At 38.9% G+C, this 16,601-nt stretch carries 15 protein-coding genes; 9 read left to right on the forward strand and 6 right to left on the reverse strand.

Annotated features, from left to right (window positions below; translation table 11 throughout):
* Positions 1-12 precede the first annotated feature (12 nt).
* The 4 genes from ACFYKT_RS07795 to ACFYKT_RS07810 are packed head-to-tail and all read right to left on the reverse strand — an operon-like array spanning position 13 to position 4,878.
* Positions 13-1,074 carry a YheC/YheD family endospore coat-associated protein gene (locus ACFYKT_RS07795; RefSeq protein WP_389217864.1) on the reverse strand — a complete coding sequence of 354 codons (1,062 nt, stop codon included), beginning with the start codon at positions 1,072-1,074 and terminating at the stop codon, positions 13-15.
* A complete protein-coding gene (locus ACFYKT_RS07800; protein WP_389217867.1) occupies positions 1,071-2,432 on the reverse strand; it encodes a YheC/YheD family endospore coat-associated protein in 1,362 nt (453 codons plus the stop codon). Before ACFYKT_RS07800 ends, ACFYKT_RS07795 begins: the two co-directional genes overlap by 4 nt.
* On the reverse strand, positions 2,429-3,505 hold the full coding sequence (locus ACFYKT_RS07805) for a YheC/YheD family endospore coat-associated protein (protein ID WP_389217870.1): 1,077 nt from the start codon (positions 3,503-3,505) through the stop codon (positions 2,429-2,431). The genes ACFYKT_RS07800 and ACFYKT_RS07805 overlap by 4 nt, the downstream gene beginning before the upstream one ends.
* On the reverse strand, positions 3,505-4,878 hold the full coding sequence (locus ACFYKT_RS07810) for a YheC/YheD family endospore coat-associated protein (RefSeq protein WP_389217873.1): 1,374 nt from the start codon (positions 4,876-4,878) through the stop codon (positions 3,505-3,507). The genes ACFYKT_RS07805 and ACFYKT_RS07810 overlap by 1 nt, the downstream gene beginning before the upstream one ends.
* A 125-nt stretch (positions 4,879-5,003) precedes the next feature.
* On the opposite strand from ACFYKT_RS07810, the gene ACFYKT_RS07815 reads away from it, so the two are divergent.
* Together ACFYKT_RS07815 and ACFYKT_RS07820 are read left to right on the forward strand one after the other, a co-directional pair.
* The gene (locus tag ACFYKT_RS07815; RefSeq protein ID WP_389217875.1) at positions 5,004-6,143 is read left to right on the forward strand and encodes a DUF445 domain-containing protein; all 1,140 of its coding nucleotides are present in this window, start codon (positions 5,004-5,006) and stop codon (positions 6,141-6,143) included.
* Between the two features lie 75 nt (positions 6,144-6,218).
* A complete protein-coding gene (locus ACFYKT_RS07820; protein WP_389217878.1) occupies positions 6,219-6,569 on the forward strand; it encodes a YlbF family regulator in 351 nt (116 codons plus the stop codon).
* Positions 6,570-6,643: 74 nt separating this feature from the next.
* Here ACFYKT_RS07820 and ACFYKT_RS07825 read toward each other — a convergent pair whose 3' ends face one another.
* On the reverse strand, positions 6,644-6,844 hold the full coding sequence (locus ACFYKT_RS07825) for an alpha/beta-type small acid-soluble spore protein (protein ID WP_053475138.1): 201 nt from the start codon (positions 6,842-6,844) through the stop codon (positions 6,644-6,646).
* 230 nt (positions 6,845-7,074) lie between these two features.
* On the opposite strand from ACFYKT_RS07825, the gene ACFYKT_RS07830 reads away from it, so the two are divergent.
* The 4 genes from ACFYKT_RS07830 (at position 7,075) to ACFYKT_RS07845 (ending at position 12,578) form a co-directional block, all read left to right on the forward strand.
* On the forward strand, positions 7,075-7,941 hold the full coding sequence (locus ACFYKT_RS07830) for a Cof-type HAD-IIB family hydrolase (protein ID WP_389217881.1): 867 nt from the start codon (positions 7,075-7,077) through the stop codon (positions 7,939-7,941).
* A 432-nt stretch (positions 7,942-8,373) separates the two neighbouring features.
* Complete coding sequence (locus ACFYKT_RS07835; RefSeq protein ID WP_389217884.1) at positions 8,374-9,885, forward strand: coproporphyrinogen III oxidase; 1,512 nt, start codon at positions 8,374-8,376, stop codon at positions 9,883-9,885.
* 147 nt (positions 9,886-10,032) lie between these two features.
* Positions 10,033-11,655, forward strand: coding sequence for a long-chain fatty acid--CoA ligase (locus tag ACFYKT_RS07840; protein ID WP_389218310.1), 1,623 nt, complete (start codon positions 10,033-10,035; stop codon positions 11,653-11,655).
* 131 nt (positions 11,656-11,786) lie between these two features.
* Complete coding sequence (locus ACFYKT_RS07845; RefSeq protein ID WP_389217887.1) at positions 11,787-12,578, forward strand: enoyl-CoA hydratase; 792 nt, start codon at positions 11,787-11,789, stop codon at positions 12,576-12,578.
* A 60-nt stretch (positions 12,579-12,638) separates the two neighbouring features.
* Here ACFYKT_RS07845 and ACFYKT_RS07850 read toward each other — a convergent pair whose 3' ends face one another.
* Positions 12,639-12,824, reverse strand: coding sequence for a YhzD family protein (locus tag ACFYKT_RS07850; RefSeq protein WP_389217890.1), 186 nt, complete (start codon positions 12,822-12,824; stop codon positions 12,639-12,641).
* A 171-nt stretch (positions 12,825-12,995) separates the two neighbouring features.
* Between ACFYKT_RS07850 and ACFYKT_RS07855 the strand changes: the two genes are divergently transcribed.
* The 3 genes from ACFYKT_RS07855 (at position 12,996) to ACFYKT_RS07865 (ending at position 16,591) form a co-directional block, all read left to right on the forward strand.
* Complete coding sequence (locus tag ACFYKT_RS07855; protein ID WP_389217892.1) at positions 12,996-13,895, forward strand: ABC transporter ATP-binding protein; 900 nt, start codon at positions 12,996-12,998, stop codon at positions 13,893-13,895.
* Positions 13,888-15,141, forward strand: a complete 1,254-nt coding sequence (locus ACFYKT_RS07860) for an ABC transporter permease (RefSeq protein WP_389217895.1) — start codon at positions 13,888-13,890, stop codon at positions 15,139-15,141. Before ACFYKT_RS07855 ends, ACFYKT_RS07860 begins: the two co-directional genes overlap by 8 nt.
* Before the next feature lie 229 nt (positions 15,142-15,370).
* Positions 15,371-16,591, forward strand: a complete 1,221-nt coding sequence (locus ACFYKT_RS07865; protein ID WP_389217897.1) for a metallophosphoesterase family protein — start codon at positions 15,371-15,373, stop codon at positions 16,589-16,591.
* Positions 16,592-16,601 lie beyond the last annotated feature (10 nt).

Genomic DNA, 16,601 nt, shown 5'->3' on the forward strand with positions numbered 1-16,601 from the left:
CTAACTTTCTTTTTAATGATTACTAGCCATTTTTATGAACATTTGGGAAAGTGTGCGAAGTCTTTTTTCTTCGATCTCCGGCTCATCGAAGCGCATTGGCTTCGAGTTGATTTCATAAAGCACATATTTTCCATCTACAGATATACCAGCATCAATCGAAAACTCAGCGAAAAAGCCTTTCTCTTTTGATAGAAGCTCCCCAGCTCGCTTGACAATCATAGCAAAGAAAAGATCATGTTCTGCAGACTGAATTCCCTCATATGGAATCAGGCATCCTCCGTTCGGGATATGGGTTGTAATTTCCTGATCTCCAGCTTGGCGGACACCTATTCCTGTCACTTGATAGCAAGCTTCCGAAAAATGGGCAAGAACGCGAAAGTCATAGCGTTTTCCTTGGAAGAGAGAGGGTTCAATAGCTTCTTGAGCAATATATATTTTTTTTAAAAGTGATTCTCCCCATTCTTTCCAAAAGGCATGGAAGTCTTTAAATGTTTGCTCAAATGTTATGGCATTTAATCGTATTGTCTGGTCTTTACTCAAACGAATCATATAAATTCCTTTTCCTTTTGCTCCATAAATAGGCTTCAAGTAAATTCTTTGATGTTTTTCTAGAAAGGACTGAAGAGATGTGTCTTCATTGATTGCGGTTGTATCCGGCAAGAAAGATTGAAGAATGGGATCCATGGATAGTATCTGAAATAGTTCATACTTATTGAGGAAACTTGGATTAAAGAAAGGAATTCTATGTCTCTGGAAATAATGATAGGCATCTCTAAAAGAATCAGTCGATTCTAAACTTCGAAAAGGAACACGATTGAATACGACATGTGGGAGCGGGCATGTGACAAGCGACCATTGATCTTGTTCAGGTGAATAGACAAATCCCTTAATTTCCTTTTCTCTCTCATTAATATCTATAGGGGTGAAAACGACAGAAAGACCGCCATCCTTTAAAATCTCTTTCTGAAGTTCCTTGAAAAATGGACCATTTCCAACAACAGAACGATTTTTCCCATTGCCTGCTAGTATTCCTATCAGGGGACCCGGATGATTTTGTAAATCATATGTCTTCATTTAAAAATATCCTCTGGGCTGCTGATTGCTCTTTCTGTGAGATAGACGGAAAAGGCGAGTGACAGTTTTCTAGTGAGAAAATCAAAATCCTTTAGCTGAGGGTTTTTGAAAATAGATCTGCCAGGTTTGGAATTTGCTTCAAACAGCCATACATTTCCTTTTCGATCAATACCAAAGTCAAATCCAATTTCTCCAATGATTCCCTCCATATTTTCTTCTAATCTTTTGCTTAATTTTAGCGCTGCTAATGTGAGTTTTTCTTCGATTTCTTTTCTCTCTTCTGTTGAGGGGAATACTTCAGCGATTGTCTTGATTACGCCGCCATTGTTCACATGTGTAGTCACACTTCCAGCACCTGCAACCTTGGCAGCTATTGCCGATGTGATCCAGTTGCCGTTGTCATCCTTATTCGTATGAATACGGAAATCAATGGGACGCTTATTGGTGCGGAGTAAATGAATTCCTTGTTGGACAAGCATACGATTTAAATTTTTTCCGGCAAAGATATGATGCATTAATGATTCTAAACTGTTATATTTAATTAATTTATTTTCTCCATTCTGCTCACGATAGCGGCAAAAGTAGGTATCTTCGACTTTATCATATAGTATTTGATGTATGCCAAGACCAAGGCTGCCGTTGATTGGTTTAATGAAAACATGCCCGTAATCAGATAGCATTCGTTCAATTTCTGAAAAAGAACTGAAGGTATGTGTTTCAGGCAAGTATTCTGCAATATCATCATTCTGCTGCAGTCTTTCATATACATCAATTTTATTGAAGAAGCCAGGATTATACCACGGGATCATATAGTCAGTTTGCAAGCGTTCCTTAACAAGCTTTAATTCTGTTTGCCTTTCACTTTTGCGGTTTGGAAGCCGATCATATATGACATTTGGAAAAGGAACTTCAAATGTTTTCCAACCGTCAAGATGGTAGAACAAGCCGTTGATTGTCCCGCGTTCCCAATTAATATGTTGCTCACCAAAAACAAATGGCAATGCCCCAACTGATTTTTTGACAGAGAGGAGCTTGGCAAAGAATAAACTCCTTTCCCCAATTGGGCGTATTGGAAAAGGGGTGAATCCGGAAGTGAAAATACCAACAAGTGGACCAATCAATAATGTATCATTGTCAATAAACAGATGCATGGGTACCGATATATCTGGGTATTTAAGTTGGATGGCAATATCTTTACTTATTATGAGTATATTACGTTCATGGTGTTCAATCGTCGTTTCAAGGGAATGTGTTCCAAAAGCAACTTTAGTTAATTTTGATTTGGCTCTTAAATCATTTGGGATATAGACTTTTGCTGAGATATCATCAAGAATTTCGACTTGATAATGTTTTCTCATTGGTAAGACTCCTTTCCTTGCAAAACTAAGTTCTTTCCATATAGGAGTGGGGCGGAATATAATTGATCGCTTAGTTCTGGGTTGATGGATAGAGCAACTTTCCTCCCTGGCTTGGAATTGATATCAAGGATCCAGATTGCTCCATTCTTGCAGACTCCTATATCTACACCTAATTCGAATAAGGGAGGGAATATTTGTTCCAAAATGATTGGTAAATGTAAGAGAATATCCGCGATTTCTGCGCAAATATATTCCTGTTGAGAAATGGGCAGCAGTTCTTTCCATGATTCGAAGGTTGTAATGATTCCACCGGCATGTAAATTAGAAAGAATCCCCTCTTTTTTTCCTGTGCGAATCCCTTTACAAATTTCCTGCCAATTCCCAGCCTCATCTTTTTGCAGCAATGTCCGTATATCAAAGGGATGATTGTTTTCATCAAGAAGTTCCTTATATGGCTGCACAAGATAGTGGTGTTGCTTAATAAGCTTATTCACCCAATCTGCAGCTCTTTGATAATCAGGAAATATATGTGATATCTTTTTATCGGGCTTATCTATTTGGACAATGATTTCCCTTTGACTTTTTTCAAGATAGTAGATGCCTCTGCCTTGTGATCCGCTTACTGGTTTTATCAAGACAGGATCCTGCTGCACCAGTCCGTTAATAAAGCTTTCTCCAGAGGTAATGGGCTTTGAATGCAATAAATAAGGAGCTAATTCAGATTGGGAAAGTGCTTCATATAGTTCGAGCTTGTTAGGGAGACCGTGCCCTAGAAACAAGAGATCCTTCCTAGTTTTCAGCCATTTAACAATAGCTTTACACTGGTTAGAATGGGGGGTATCTCTGTAAAAGCAGCGATCATAGAGAATATCGGGCAGGGGAAATTCGGCAAGCTCCCAGTTATTTGTTGTTGGGTTGAATCTTTCACCAGTCACCTTTTCAGTTAAAGGATGAATGGCTGAAGGGGTAAAGCGATAGCATACTATGTCGAGAGCATATGCACGTTTGGCAACTTCAGAAAAATAGGTTTCTTCGCTGCTTAAGTTTAAAGTCATCAGTCCGAATGACAGCATTACTCATTCCTCCTTGCACCAAAAGATAAGAAAGTACAATATTCCAGCAGGGCCTTTGCGGATGGGCGAATTTTCTTTGATCCTTCTTCTATGTTCTTGGAAGGCTTTGAATTTACTTCGATAATCCAGAGCTTCCCGTCTTCGTCAACACCGATATCTATTCCCAATTCCCCTACTAGGCCATCAGCCGTTTGACAAATTAATGAGGCTATCTCAACGGCTAGTTCTTTCATTAATTCTAACTGTTGAAGGGCTATACTCCGATCGGATAATAGAGAGAGAATGTGTAATGGTCGCATCATGTCACCGCCCCTTGCGATGTTTGATACAAATTGCTGATCAGCAGATATTCTTGCCACTGCGGAAGTAGCTTTCCATGCGTCCTGGAAATTTTTATGACAAAGGATTCGGAAATCTAGCTGCCTCTCCTTATAGGTGATCAAAGGAATAGCCTGCTGGACTATATATTTTCTTCTTTTTAGAAAAGGTTTTAGCCACTTGTGAAATTGGCTAAAGTCTCCAAATGAGAGGATATTATCCTTTCCCATCCCTGTTGATAATTTAGCCGATAGCTGATTATTTTCTTTTGAAACCTTGATAATATTTCTGCCTTGGCTTCCGTGTATTGGTTTGATGAAAATGGAATGATATTTTTCAAGGATTACTTGAAGTGATTGTTCCGTGAGAAGGCTTGTTTCAGGAAGGTAGGGCTGCATATATTCTTCGGAATACAGGATTTGATGAACAATTTCTTTCGATAAGAACCGATCATTAAAAATTGCTATATTTTCTGTCAATAGCATGGTCTTAAATTGTTGAAAAAATGGGCTCGCTTCAAGCTTGCGTGAATGAATGCGATTATAAATTACATTCGGAAGGGGGACGGATGATTTCTGCCAGCGATTATTTTCTAGATAATAGCCATTTAGCTTGCCGTCAGAGAAATCACTTAGTTGAAACACATAGAGAAAACCGCCGATATCTGCCATATGGTCATGCAGTTCCCTGCAAAAAGTATGAATCGTGCGGAAGTGCGGTTCTTCTCCCGTTTGATCTATTTCAGTCAGCACCCCGATGACCGGCCCTAATGTAAGCCGATTATCCTTTCTTGAAAAGCTGGCAATCCATTGGGCTTCCTTGAGGGGGAGGAATAACTCTGAAAATATATTTTCAGCTAAAAATATTTCATCCTTTGTGATTGCTTCCCCTCTGACCCTAGTTACGATTTGATTGCGGCCGACTGTAAGAATAAGAGGCTTACTTGTATCGATCTCCCAATATTTGATGAGGGAGTGGCTGACCTGAACATGGACATCATTCTGTTGAAACTTTTTAACTGGAATAATCGTAATGGGTAATAATGAAAAAGTCATGATCATTCCTCATTTGCTTAGGCTTTGTGGTACATTATATTATAGGCAAAAGCTGATAAAGTATCGTATGTCAAAAAGGATAAATTGGTGCGCAAGCCCACAACGGAAGGTAGAGGTTAAACAGTATGCAAATAGCACTAACAATTACAATGATGATCGTAATAGGAGCGATTATCGGAGGCTTTACAAATTATCTTGCGATTAAAATGCTCTTTAGGCCTTATAAAACTTTATATATTGGCAAATGGAGAGTTCCTTTTACACCGGGATTAATTCCAAAACGGCGGGATGAGCTTGCTGAGCAAATGGGGAAAGTTGTTACTCATCATTTATTAACGCCTGAGGGCATAAAGAAAAAATTCCTTAATGAGAACTTTCAAAATGAGATGACTGGTTTCGTACAAAAAGAGTTAGAGAACCTCTTGAATACGGAAAAGTCACCAGCTGAGCTGCTTGAAGCATTTGGAATAACTGACGGACATCTAAAAGCAGAAATTCGTATCAATCAATTGATTGATGATAAATACGATAGCTTAATGGATAAATACCGTTATCAACCTTTAAAAAACATTCTTTCAGAAAATGTAGTCGAAAAGGTTGATGCTAAACTTCCGATCGTAAGCTCATTCATTCTGCAAAAAGGGATCGATTATTTTTCGAGCATAGAGGGAAGAATGCGTATACAAAAAATGGCAGATGATTTTCTGAAAGAACGAAGCGGCGTACTTGGAAATATGATGCAAATGTTTATGGGCAATATTAATATTGCTGATAAAATTCAACCAGAGATCATTAAGTTTCTTAGAAATGAAGGAACCGCAGAAATGATTACGACACTGCTGAAAAAAGAATGGGATAAAGTGCTTGAATGGGAAGCGGTAAAGTTGGAAGAGCAATTTAAGAAAGAGGAAATTCTTTCTATGATTAAGGTAAATGTGAGTAAATTACTTGGTTTAGAGAATTTATTCCAAACTCCATTGTCCCAATTAACCATGTCTATCCGAACAGAATTAATTGACAATCTAGCTCCCAAAGGGGTTCAGCTATTCGGAGATTGGCTTGCAGACAGAATGGATGTCTTAATGGAAAGGCTTCGCCTGCAAGAGATTGTCCGACAGCAGGTAGAGAACTTTTCAGTTGAGCAGCTAGAGGAAATGGTTCTAACGATCATTAATAAGGAATTAAAAATGATTACTTTCTTAGGAGCTTTGCTCGGTGGAGCGATCGGGCTTTTTCAAGGAATTCTTGCTATCGTAATGAATTAATTTGTCATTTCTCGCATTTATTATCATAGTTTGTTATAGTGGAGTCATTCTTGGAATGAGTAAGGGGTGTCATACATGCCAGTTAATTTATACGATGCTGCCTATGAGCTTGAGAAGGCAGTGAGGCAAAGTGAAGAATATAGTCGTTTAAAGCAAGCATATGATGAAGTGAATGCGGATGCGTCAGCGAAAGATATGTTTGATAATTTCCGCAGCATTCAATTGCAGCTTCAGCAGAAGCAAATGATGGGCGAGGATATTTCAGAAGAAGTAGTAATGCAAGCTCAAAAGTCAGTAGCTCTTGTCCAGCAGAATGCAAAGATCTCGAAGCTAATGGAAGCAGAGCAGCGCATGAGCATGGTTATTGCTGAAATGAATAAGATTATCATGAAGCCTCTTGAAGAATTATACGGATCAATGGAATAAGTACCTATCCTAAAGGAAAAACAACCGCTCCACGGTGATGATGTGGAGCGGTTGTTTTGTGATCTAAGTATGTTTTAGAATCTTCCGCCAAGCTGCTGCTCAGCCATTTGTACAAGACGCTTTGTAATTTCTCCACCAACAGAACCATTTGCTCTTGAAGATGTTTCTGGGCCAAGATTCACGCCAAATTCTGATGCGATTTCTACCTTCATTTGATCAATTGCTTGAGAAACTCCTGGTACTAAAAGCTGATTTGAACTATTGTTACTTGCCATGTAAATCATCTCCTTTGGTGTTTTTTTGTTACAGTTATAGTTTTGTGAGAATAACCAATATTTATTCGTTGTTTATAGTGGTAATTATTTCATATTAGGCTTTCTCTCAGTCCGCAAAAAATATGACGTTCGATTTAAATTCTGACATTGTCCATGTACTGTTCTATTCCTTTTCATTTTTTCATAAAAGTGTAGTAGAGACTTTTACACCAGGAATAGGGGGCAATGATATGATATACCGGCTGTTAGCAATTAATATTGACGGAACTCTCCTTCAATCGAATGGAAGACTTCATAAATCAACAAAAGAAGCCATAGAATATGTTCAGCATAAGGGGATATATGTCACCTTAGTGACATCAAGAAGCTACCCTTCAGCGAAAAAGGTAGCAAAGGCATTGAAATTAAATTCATTGCTTATTGCCCATAGCGGTGCTTATATTGCCGGGCCACAAGGAAAGCCGATATTTGTTCAACGGATTGCTGAGGATGTAACCTACGAAATTGTCCGCCTCCTTGAGGGTTTTCCGAGCCAAATTCGCTTGGTACATGAGAAATATGCATTGGCAAATAAGTTCAAGCTTAATCATAATATGATGGCCAAAACAGTTTTTACATCAGGGGATCCTATTTTTTATTCACAGCAATTTGTCGATTGTGTGAGTGACACGATTCTTGAGGAACCAGTTACACCTTCAAAAATTGAAGTGTATTTTGAAGATAAAGCAGATCTTGAAGATGCAAAGGCAGCGATTCAAGGTGCGTTTGGAGAAGTGGATATTGTTCAATTAAACGAGCTTCGGCTAGATATTATGCCTGAAGGCGTTTCTAAGTTAAATGCATTATTATATCTTGGAGAGCATCTTGAAATTGCCCGTAATGAAATGGTTGTCATTGGTGATGGAATTGATGATCTAGAAATGATTGAAGCAGTTGGTCTTGGCGTTGCAATGGGGAATGCACCGAATGAGGTGAAAAAAGCGGCTGATTGGGTAACCCGCCCGAATGACCAGCAAGGAGTTACTTACATGGTGAAAGAGCATTTCAGAAAACAGCAGCCCATTGAATTTTTGAAGAAAATGAATATATTAAAATAGATTGTATGAAGAGAGTTATCCTTTTAGGGATGGACTCTTTTTTTGTTTTTATTCTAAAAGATTGTTGTTCTTTGAATAGATTGTATGATTAAAAACCTTTGACAAAATAGGTTAGTTGATTGGAGCGGAAGGTGCGAGACTCCTGTGGGACGTGTGGGACAGCTGAGACCCCGCAGGCGCTAGCGCCGAGGAGGCTCAGCGCCCACCCCACGGAAAGCGAGCACCTGGAGCGGAAATCAACTTCTACGAATTTGTGTTAAAAGCAACAATGTTTGCCAACGAGCCTTTTCCTTTAAAAAAATGGTCGGTATGATTAAATGAACAGGTCTATACCTCCCAACTTTAAACATTTGACCTTGTTTAGGCATTTCTGTACACTTTAAGAAGCTTTAAAGATAGCAGTTTTACTATATTTATTAAAAGGTGATTATTTTGCGAATCTTAATAAAAGGATTAGAGGACGAACGTTTTCATCGTCCGCTTCAACTGATTGCGAATTTATTTTTTGAGGAATGTGAGATTGCTTTCAATCCACTAGATCAGAATGATTTAGTTATAGATTTTACAGTAAGTGTAAGTGAGACGATTAATGTGAGTGGGGTCCTTACAGACAGCAAAGGCAGAATAGAGTTTGCCGCCTATGAAAAAGCATTAATCCCTGCTGCATCAGATAAAGAGTATTTTAAACAAGTGAAGCATGCAGTTGCTCATGTGTACTTAACTGTTCTTCAGGATTGGACGGGAATGACGCAGAAATGGGGAATTCTAACAGGTATTCGCCCTACTAAGCTACTTCATCGCCAAATGCAAAAGCAAACACCAACAGCTGCTGCCCATCAGCAGCTAAAGGATGAATACTTGATAACGGATGAAAAAATTCAGCTGATGCAGCAAATTGTTGATCGTCAGCTTACCGTTGTGCCGGACCTTTACGAATTGCAAAATGAGGTAAGCATTTATATTGGCATTCCTTTTTGTCCGACGAAGTGTGCCTATTGTACTTTCCCTGCTTATGCAATTAACGGCAGACAGGGGTCTGTTGATTCATTCTTAGGTGGCCTTCATTATGAAATGCAGAAAATGGGTGAGTGGCTGAAAGAAAATAATGTCAAAATTACAACGGTGTATTATGGCGGTGGAACGCCTACAAGCATCAGTGCTGAAGAGATGGATATGCTTTATGAAGAAATGTATGAATCCTTCCCAGATGTAGAGAATATCCGGGAAATTACGGTTGAGGCAGGGAGACCCGATACAATTACACCTGAGAAGCTAGAAGTCTTGAAGAAGTGGAAAATCGACCGCATAAGCATTAATCCGCAATCGTATACGCAAGAAACCTTAAAAGCGATTGGCAGACATCATACGGTAGAGGAAACGATTGATAAGTTTCATTTAGCTCGGTCCATGGGTATGAATAATATTAATATGGATCTGATTATTGGTCTGCCGGGTGAAGGCGTTTCGGAATTTGCGAATAGCTTACAAGAGACTGAAAAGTTGATGCCTGAATCACTCACCGTTCATACACTTTCTTTTAAGCGTGCATCAGAAATGACGCGCAATAAGGAAAAGTATAAAGTAGCTGATCGGGTTGAGATTGAGAAAATGATGAATATGGCAGAGGAATGGACGAAGGAGCATAACTATACTCCATACTATCTGTACCGGCAGAAAAACATCCTAGGCAATCTGGAAAATGTCGGGTATGCCTTACCGAATCAGGACAGCATCTATAATATTATGATTATGGAAGAGCAGCAGACCATTATCGGTCTTGGCTGTGGGGCGGCAAGTAAATTCATCCATCCGCAAACCGGCAAGATCACTCATTTTGCCAACCCAAAAGACCCAAAAACATATAATGATAGCTTTGAAAAATATACAGAAGATAAACTGAAAATATTAAATGAGTTATTTGATAAAGAAGAATCCCTTGCCTGAATGAGGCGGGGTTTTTTTACTAATTAATTTCAGAATTTTCAATAAAAATAAAGGGTTTTCTTAATAAAAATAGAATGTTTTAGGTACAAATAATCATAAACTTCTTTGAGATGTAAGCGCTTTTATAAAAGGGAGGAATCAAATATGATGATGCAAACACCTTTGACAATGACGCAAATGATCAACAGAGCAGAGAGGTTTTTTCCAAAAAAAGAAGTAGTTTCAAGAACAGCAAGTGGCATTCAGCGATTTACATACAAGCAGATAGCCGAACGAACAAGAAGGCTTGCTGAAGCACTCCAAAAGCTTGGTGTGGAAAGAGGAGATAAAGTAGGGACACTTGCATGGAACCACCATCGCCACTTGGAAGCGTACTTCGCGATTCCGTGCAGTGGAGCGGTTCTCCATACGATTAATATTCGCCTTTCCCCTCAGCATATTGTGTACATTATTAATCATGCAGAGGACAAAGTGTTATTAATCGATTCGGATATTTTGCCATTGATTGAGGCAATCAAAGACAAGATTCCAGCGGTAAAGGCATTTGTTATCATGACGGATGAACCTGAGCTTCCTGAAACAACACTTTCACCTGTATATCATTATGAAAAATTACTTGAAGAAGCAACAGGAGAGTATGCATACCCGGATGATTTAGATGAAAATGCTCCAGCTGGCATGTGCTATACATCTGCAACGACTGGGAATCCGAAAGGGGTCGTTTATTCACATAGAGGAATTATTCTGCACAGTATGGCATTGGGAATGGCTGATAGTGCGGCTGTCAGTGAAAAGGACATCGCGATGCCTGTTGTGCCAATGTTCCATGCGAATGCATGGGGATTGCCATTCGCAGCTGTTTGGTTTGGCACGAATATGGTCATGCCTGGTCCTTATTTTACACCAAAGTTATTGGCTGAACTTATCCAAGATGAGAAAGTTACGATTACTGCCGGTGTGCCAACAATCTGGCTTGGGCTGTTGAAGGAACTGGATGAAAATACGTATGATATGAGCTCGCTTCGATCTGTGCTCTGTGGGGGAGCGGCTGCGCCAAAAGGCATGATCAAAGCCTTTGAACAGAAACATAAGATTCCTTTTATGCATGCATATGGAATGACAGAAACAAGTCCGCTTGTTGTTATCTCAACTTTGAAAAGCTACCAGGAGGAGCTCTCTTATGAAGAAAGGCTTGATATTAAGGCAAAGCAAGGAATTCTTGTACCAGGCCTTGAGATGAAGGTGGTCGGAAAAGACGGCGAGGTAGCTTGGGATGGAAAAGAAATGGGGGAATTTGCGGTTCGTGGCCCATGGATTGCTTCTGAATATTACAAGGATGAGAGGACAGCAGAAGCTTTCCATGATGGCTGGCTGTACACCGGTGATGTTGTAACGATTGATGAGGAAGGGTATATGAAAATTGTCGATCGAACGAAAGACTTGATTAAGAGCGGGGGCGAGTGGATTTCCTCTGTTGATCTTGAAAATGCATTAATGGCTCATGAAGCTGTATTTGAAGCTGCAGTTATTGCTGTCCCTCATGAACAATGGCAGGAGCGCCCTGTCGGCTGTGTCGTATTAAAGGATGCGTACAAAGGAAAAGTAGACAAGGCAGAGCTATTTGAATTTCTGAAACCTCAATTTGCCAAATGGTGGATTCCAGATGATATTCTCTTTCTTGAAGAAATTCCAAAAACATCTGTAGGAAAGTTCCTCAAAATGGCATTAAGGGATCAGATTCATAAGGACTATGCTGAAACTAAAAAATAGATAATAAAATCAACCGCGAACAAGTTGTTTGCGGTTGATTTTGTTTAAATAATAAGAATTTTTAAAATAAAGCTTTTTAAATATAATAAATTTCTTTATAATGGGAGAAGAATGAAAGAGGAGGGAATAGTATGACAATTGAATTTGTTACTGATACCGTTCAACTACATGTGAATGGTCGTGTGGCAACTGTAGAAATGAACAGGCCAGATTCATTAAATTCTCTAAATGTGGAGATGTTAAAAGGATTAGCTGCAATTTTAACGGAAATCAGTCAATCAGATGAGGTGGAGATTGTTGTTTTAAAAGGAAAAGGACGAGCTTTTTCCTCAGGCGGAGATATTAAGACAATGTTATTAGAGGCCAATGAAAGTGATTTCCCAATTGTGATGGATTATATAAATGAAGTGGTTGTCTCACTATATACGATGCCTAAGCTGACAATTAGCGCGGTACAAGGTGCAGCTGCAGGTCTTGGCCTTAGCATCGCTTTAGCAACTGACTACATAATAGCTGACAAGACAAGTAAACTTGCAATGAACTTTATTGGGATCGGTTTAATTCCTGATGGTGGAGGTCATTACTTCTTAGAAAAACGTTTGGGTGAGAATAAAGCTAAGCATTTAATTTGGGAAGGAAAGCCTCTGTCAGCTGAGGAAGCTTATCAACTAGGGCTGATTCATGAAGTTGTGGAAAGCCCATTGGAGGAAGCAGTCGAATCGAAGCTGCAGCGATTGCTTAGCAGTCCAGTATTAGCGATGATAGAAACGAAAAAAGTCTATGCTGAAAAAAACTTGCCGCAATTACTGAGTGTATTGGAGCTGGAGAAGGAAGGGCAGCGCAAAATGCGCCAGACGACGGACCACCAAGAAGGCATCCAAGCTTTCTTAGAAAAGAGGCGGCCTGTTTTTACAGGGAAGTAGCTCATAATATGATAATAGGCAAAGAGTCATCATCGGCTCTTTGCCTATTATCACGGATGTTTATTTATGAAATAGTATAAGTTTCCCTGCTGGTGAGGTGCAGCGATGTGTTTTCTCGGATAAATTCTTTTCATGTAACATCTTTTCGCCGATACCCTTTGCTTCTTGATCATTGCTCGCCTGAAAAGCTTCATCAATAATCTTTTCCCCATTTAGTTCAAATGCAGTTAGTTTATAAGTTTTCAATTCTAACACCCCTTATTATAAAATTCAGATAGTTACTATTATTCTTGCATAATTTCTGTAATGGTGTAAAGAGTTATTTATTCGAGATGGGAAAGAACCTAAGTAAAATAAATGAACCCTTTTTCCATTTAAACCGTATATGTAGTTGGTGTAAGAAAGGAGCGTATGACAATGGGATTGCAATTAGAACATGTAACAAAGCGCTTTGGGAAATTTACTGCAGTTGATGATTTGTCCATCTCTATTCCTGACAAAGAGATGTTTGGTTTTCTTGGAGCGAATGGTGCTGGAAAAACAACAACCTTTCGTATGATTCTTGGGTTGATTGATGCGAGTGATGGGATCATTACTTGGGATGGACAACCAATTAATTATTCAACAAGTCCAATAATTGGTTATTTGCCTGAAGAGCGTGGATTATATCCAAAGCTTAAAGTAAAGGATCAGATTGTTTATCTAGCAAGATTACGAGGGATGCATAAGCAAGACGTATTAAAGGAGCTGGATTATTGGCTGAATCGTTTTAAAGTTCCTGAATATGCAGATAAGAAGGTTGAGGAGCTTTCTAAAGGGAATCAGCAAAAAATCCAATTCATAACAGCAGTCATTCACAAGCCTAAATTATTAATCCTTGATGAGCCGTTCAGCGGACTTGATCCTGTGAATGTTGAGCAGCTGAAAGAAGCTGTACTTGAATTAAAGAATAATGGCACAACGATCGTCTTCTCATCCCATAGAATGGAGCATGTGGAAGAAATGTGCGAGCATTTATGTATTATGCATAAAGGAAAGCCAGTTGTTCAAGGTGCCTTAAAGGAAATTAAACGGGCATTTGGCAGAAAGAATTTAGTCATTCATGCAGATTTCAATATGGAATACTTGAAGAATTATCCTGGGGTAAAGCGAACAAAGCAAACAACTGAAGGAATCCATCTGCAAATTGAGGGTGAAGAGATTGCAGAAGGAATATTGAAGGAGCTTGTTGGTAAAGGGTTTATCCGAAAGTTTGTTCTTGAAGAGCCTTCATTAAATGATATTTTTATCGAAAAGGTAGGTGCTTCATATGAATAACTTTTGGATCATTCTTTGGCATACGTATTTCAGCAAAATTAAAACGAAATCATTTATCATTACAACGCTTATTACTGTGGTCTTAGTTATTGGCTTAACCAATATGTCGCAAATAATCAATTACTTTAATTCAGATGAACAAGGGGACAAGGTAGCAGTCATTGACGAATCTGGTGAGTTATTTCAACCATTGAAGGAACAGATGGGCCAGATTAACAATACTATTGTTATTGAACATTATGAGGGAACAGAAAAAGAGGGAGAGGCAGCGGTTAAGAATGATGAGTATAAGGGATTACTTATTCTATCTCTAACAAATGAAAGCTTGCCAGAAGCATCTTATAAAGCTAGGAGTATTGCAGATTCTTCCCTTCCAGCTAATTTGCAGCAAGGACTGCAGCAAATTAAGATGCAGCTTGCTGCTTCACAAATCAATCTTTCCCAGGAACAATTAGGGAAGCTGTATGAACCAGTATCCTTTGGTAAAACGGCCCTTGAGGAAAATGCAAAAACGGAGGAAGAATTAAACCAAGCAAGAGGGCTTGTATATGTTCTCCTTTTCGTCATTTACTTCGCCGTCCTTATGTATGCGAATATGATTGCGATGGAAGTGGCAACAGAAAAATCCTCTCGTGTAATGGAAATACTTATTTCAAGTGTTTCTCCAATTAAACAAATGTTTGCAAAAATTATTGGTATTGCATTGCTCAGCTTAACTCAAATGGGAATTTTTCTAATTGTGGGCTATTACTTTGTAAAACGGAACTTAGAGTCAATGGAAGGCGGATTTTTTGAGTTCTTTGGATTTGGAGATGTCCCACTTCAAACAATCATTTATGCACTTGTTTTCTTTGTACTTGGGTATTTCTTATACGCAACATTAGCGGCATTCCTTGGTTCGCTTGTCAGCCGTATTGAGGATGTTCAGCAAATGATTACACCTATGACGATGATGGTTGTTGCAGGATTCTTGATTGCTATGTTTGGTCTTGGCCAGCCTGAAACTACATTTATTACAATTACCTCTTATATCCCATTTTTTACCCCTATGCTCATGTTTATGCGTGTGGGTATGCTGACATTGCCAGCATGGGAGCCATTGTTAGGAATAGCGATTCTTGTTATTTCTATTGTCATACTTGCTGTATTTGGGGCAAGGGTATATAAGGGAGGCGTATTAATGTACGGCAAATCTAACTCCTTCAAAGATATTAAAAAAGCACTGCAATTAACGAAAAATGAATAAACATCATGAAACAGCTTGCCTAACAGGTGAGCTGTTTTTCTGTATGAAAATAAATGGTCGGTCTGATTCATTGAACAAGCCTTTATGTACGAAGTAATAACCAGCGCAGTGAAATGAAGCAGACCGACATTTACATACTTAGTTGAAAAAGCACGAAATATCTAAGAGAACGTGCATTCGCTTTTGAAATCAGTTAAAATGGTAAAAAAGAGAACGTGAGGAATTTTATATGAAGGAACTAACTTTTATCCATGCCGCAGACCTCCATTTAGATAGCCCGATGATTGGTTTAAAGGATTTACCACAGCGTATTTTCAGAAAGCTTCAGGAAAGCACTTTTGATGCATTAAGTAAAATCGTCGATTCAGCCATCTATCATCAAGTTGACTTTGTGATTCTAGCTGGAGATTTATATGATGGCGAGGATCGCAGTATTCGTGCGCAAACAAGGTTTATTAAGGAAATGGAACGATTGGCGGAAAGGAATATTTCAGTCTTTGCTATACATGGAAACCATGATCATATGGAGGGGAACTGGACACATTTGCCAATGCCGGAAAATGTCTACATTTTCCCTCATGAGTTAGAGACAAAAAGCTTTTTGAATAAACGGGATACCTCTGTAAATCTTTATGGATTTAGCTATCCGAGAAGACATGTATATGAACGAATGATTCAGCACTACGGTAAACAGGAAGGTGCTGACTTCCATATTGGATTATTGCATGGCCAGTTGGAAGGAAACAATGATCATGGAAATTATGCTCCATTTACTCTAAAGGAGCTGCTTGAAAAAGGATTTGACTATTGGGCACTCGGTCATATTCACAAGCGTAATCAATTAAATAGTCAGCCGCCAGTTATTTATCCAGGTAATATTCAAGGGCGTAATCGAAAGGAAACAGGGGTGAAGGGGTGTTATTTAGTCCATTTAACAGATGCAGGGGCTGATTTGCAGTTTATAGAAGCCTCTACTGTTATTTGGGAAGAACTGACTGTTGATGCATCCAATATTTCCACATTTCATGATATTTATATGATGTGCAGGGGAGCTTTAGAAAATGTTCGAAAGGACAATAAGGGAATGATTCTTACGCTTACACTTGAAAATGTAACGATTCCTAATCAGGAATTTAAAAGTCTTGTAAACGGTGAGCTTTTAGAAATGTTGCAGGATGGAGAAAAGGATGAGGAAGCATTCGTATGGGTTGCAGATGTGTTTGCCATTGAAAAAATGGAATGGACTCGTGAACAATTGGCAAATGAATCAGAATTTTACCAAGAGCTTTTTCAAACAGCGTGTAAATATGGGCAAGATGACCAAAGTATTTCTCCATTATATGATCATCCAACAGCTAGAAAGTATCTAGAGAATCTTTCAGAGGAAGAACAAGGAGAATTAGTGGAGGAAGCGGAAAAATTACTAGTGAATCTTATGTACAATCTATAGGGAGGTGTAG

Origin of the sequence: Cytobacillus mangrovibacter, assembly GCF_042865275.1 — a bacterium.
In the GTDB taxonomy this organism is placed as follows: domain Bacteria; phylum Bacillota; class Bacilli; order Bacillales; family Cytobacillaceae; genus Cytobacillus; species Cytobacillus mangrovibacter.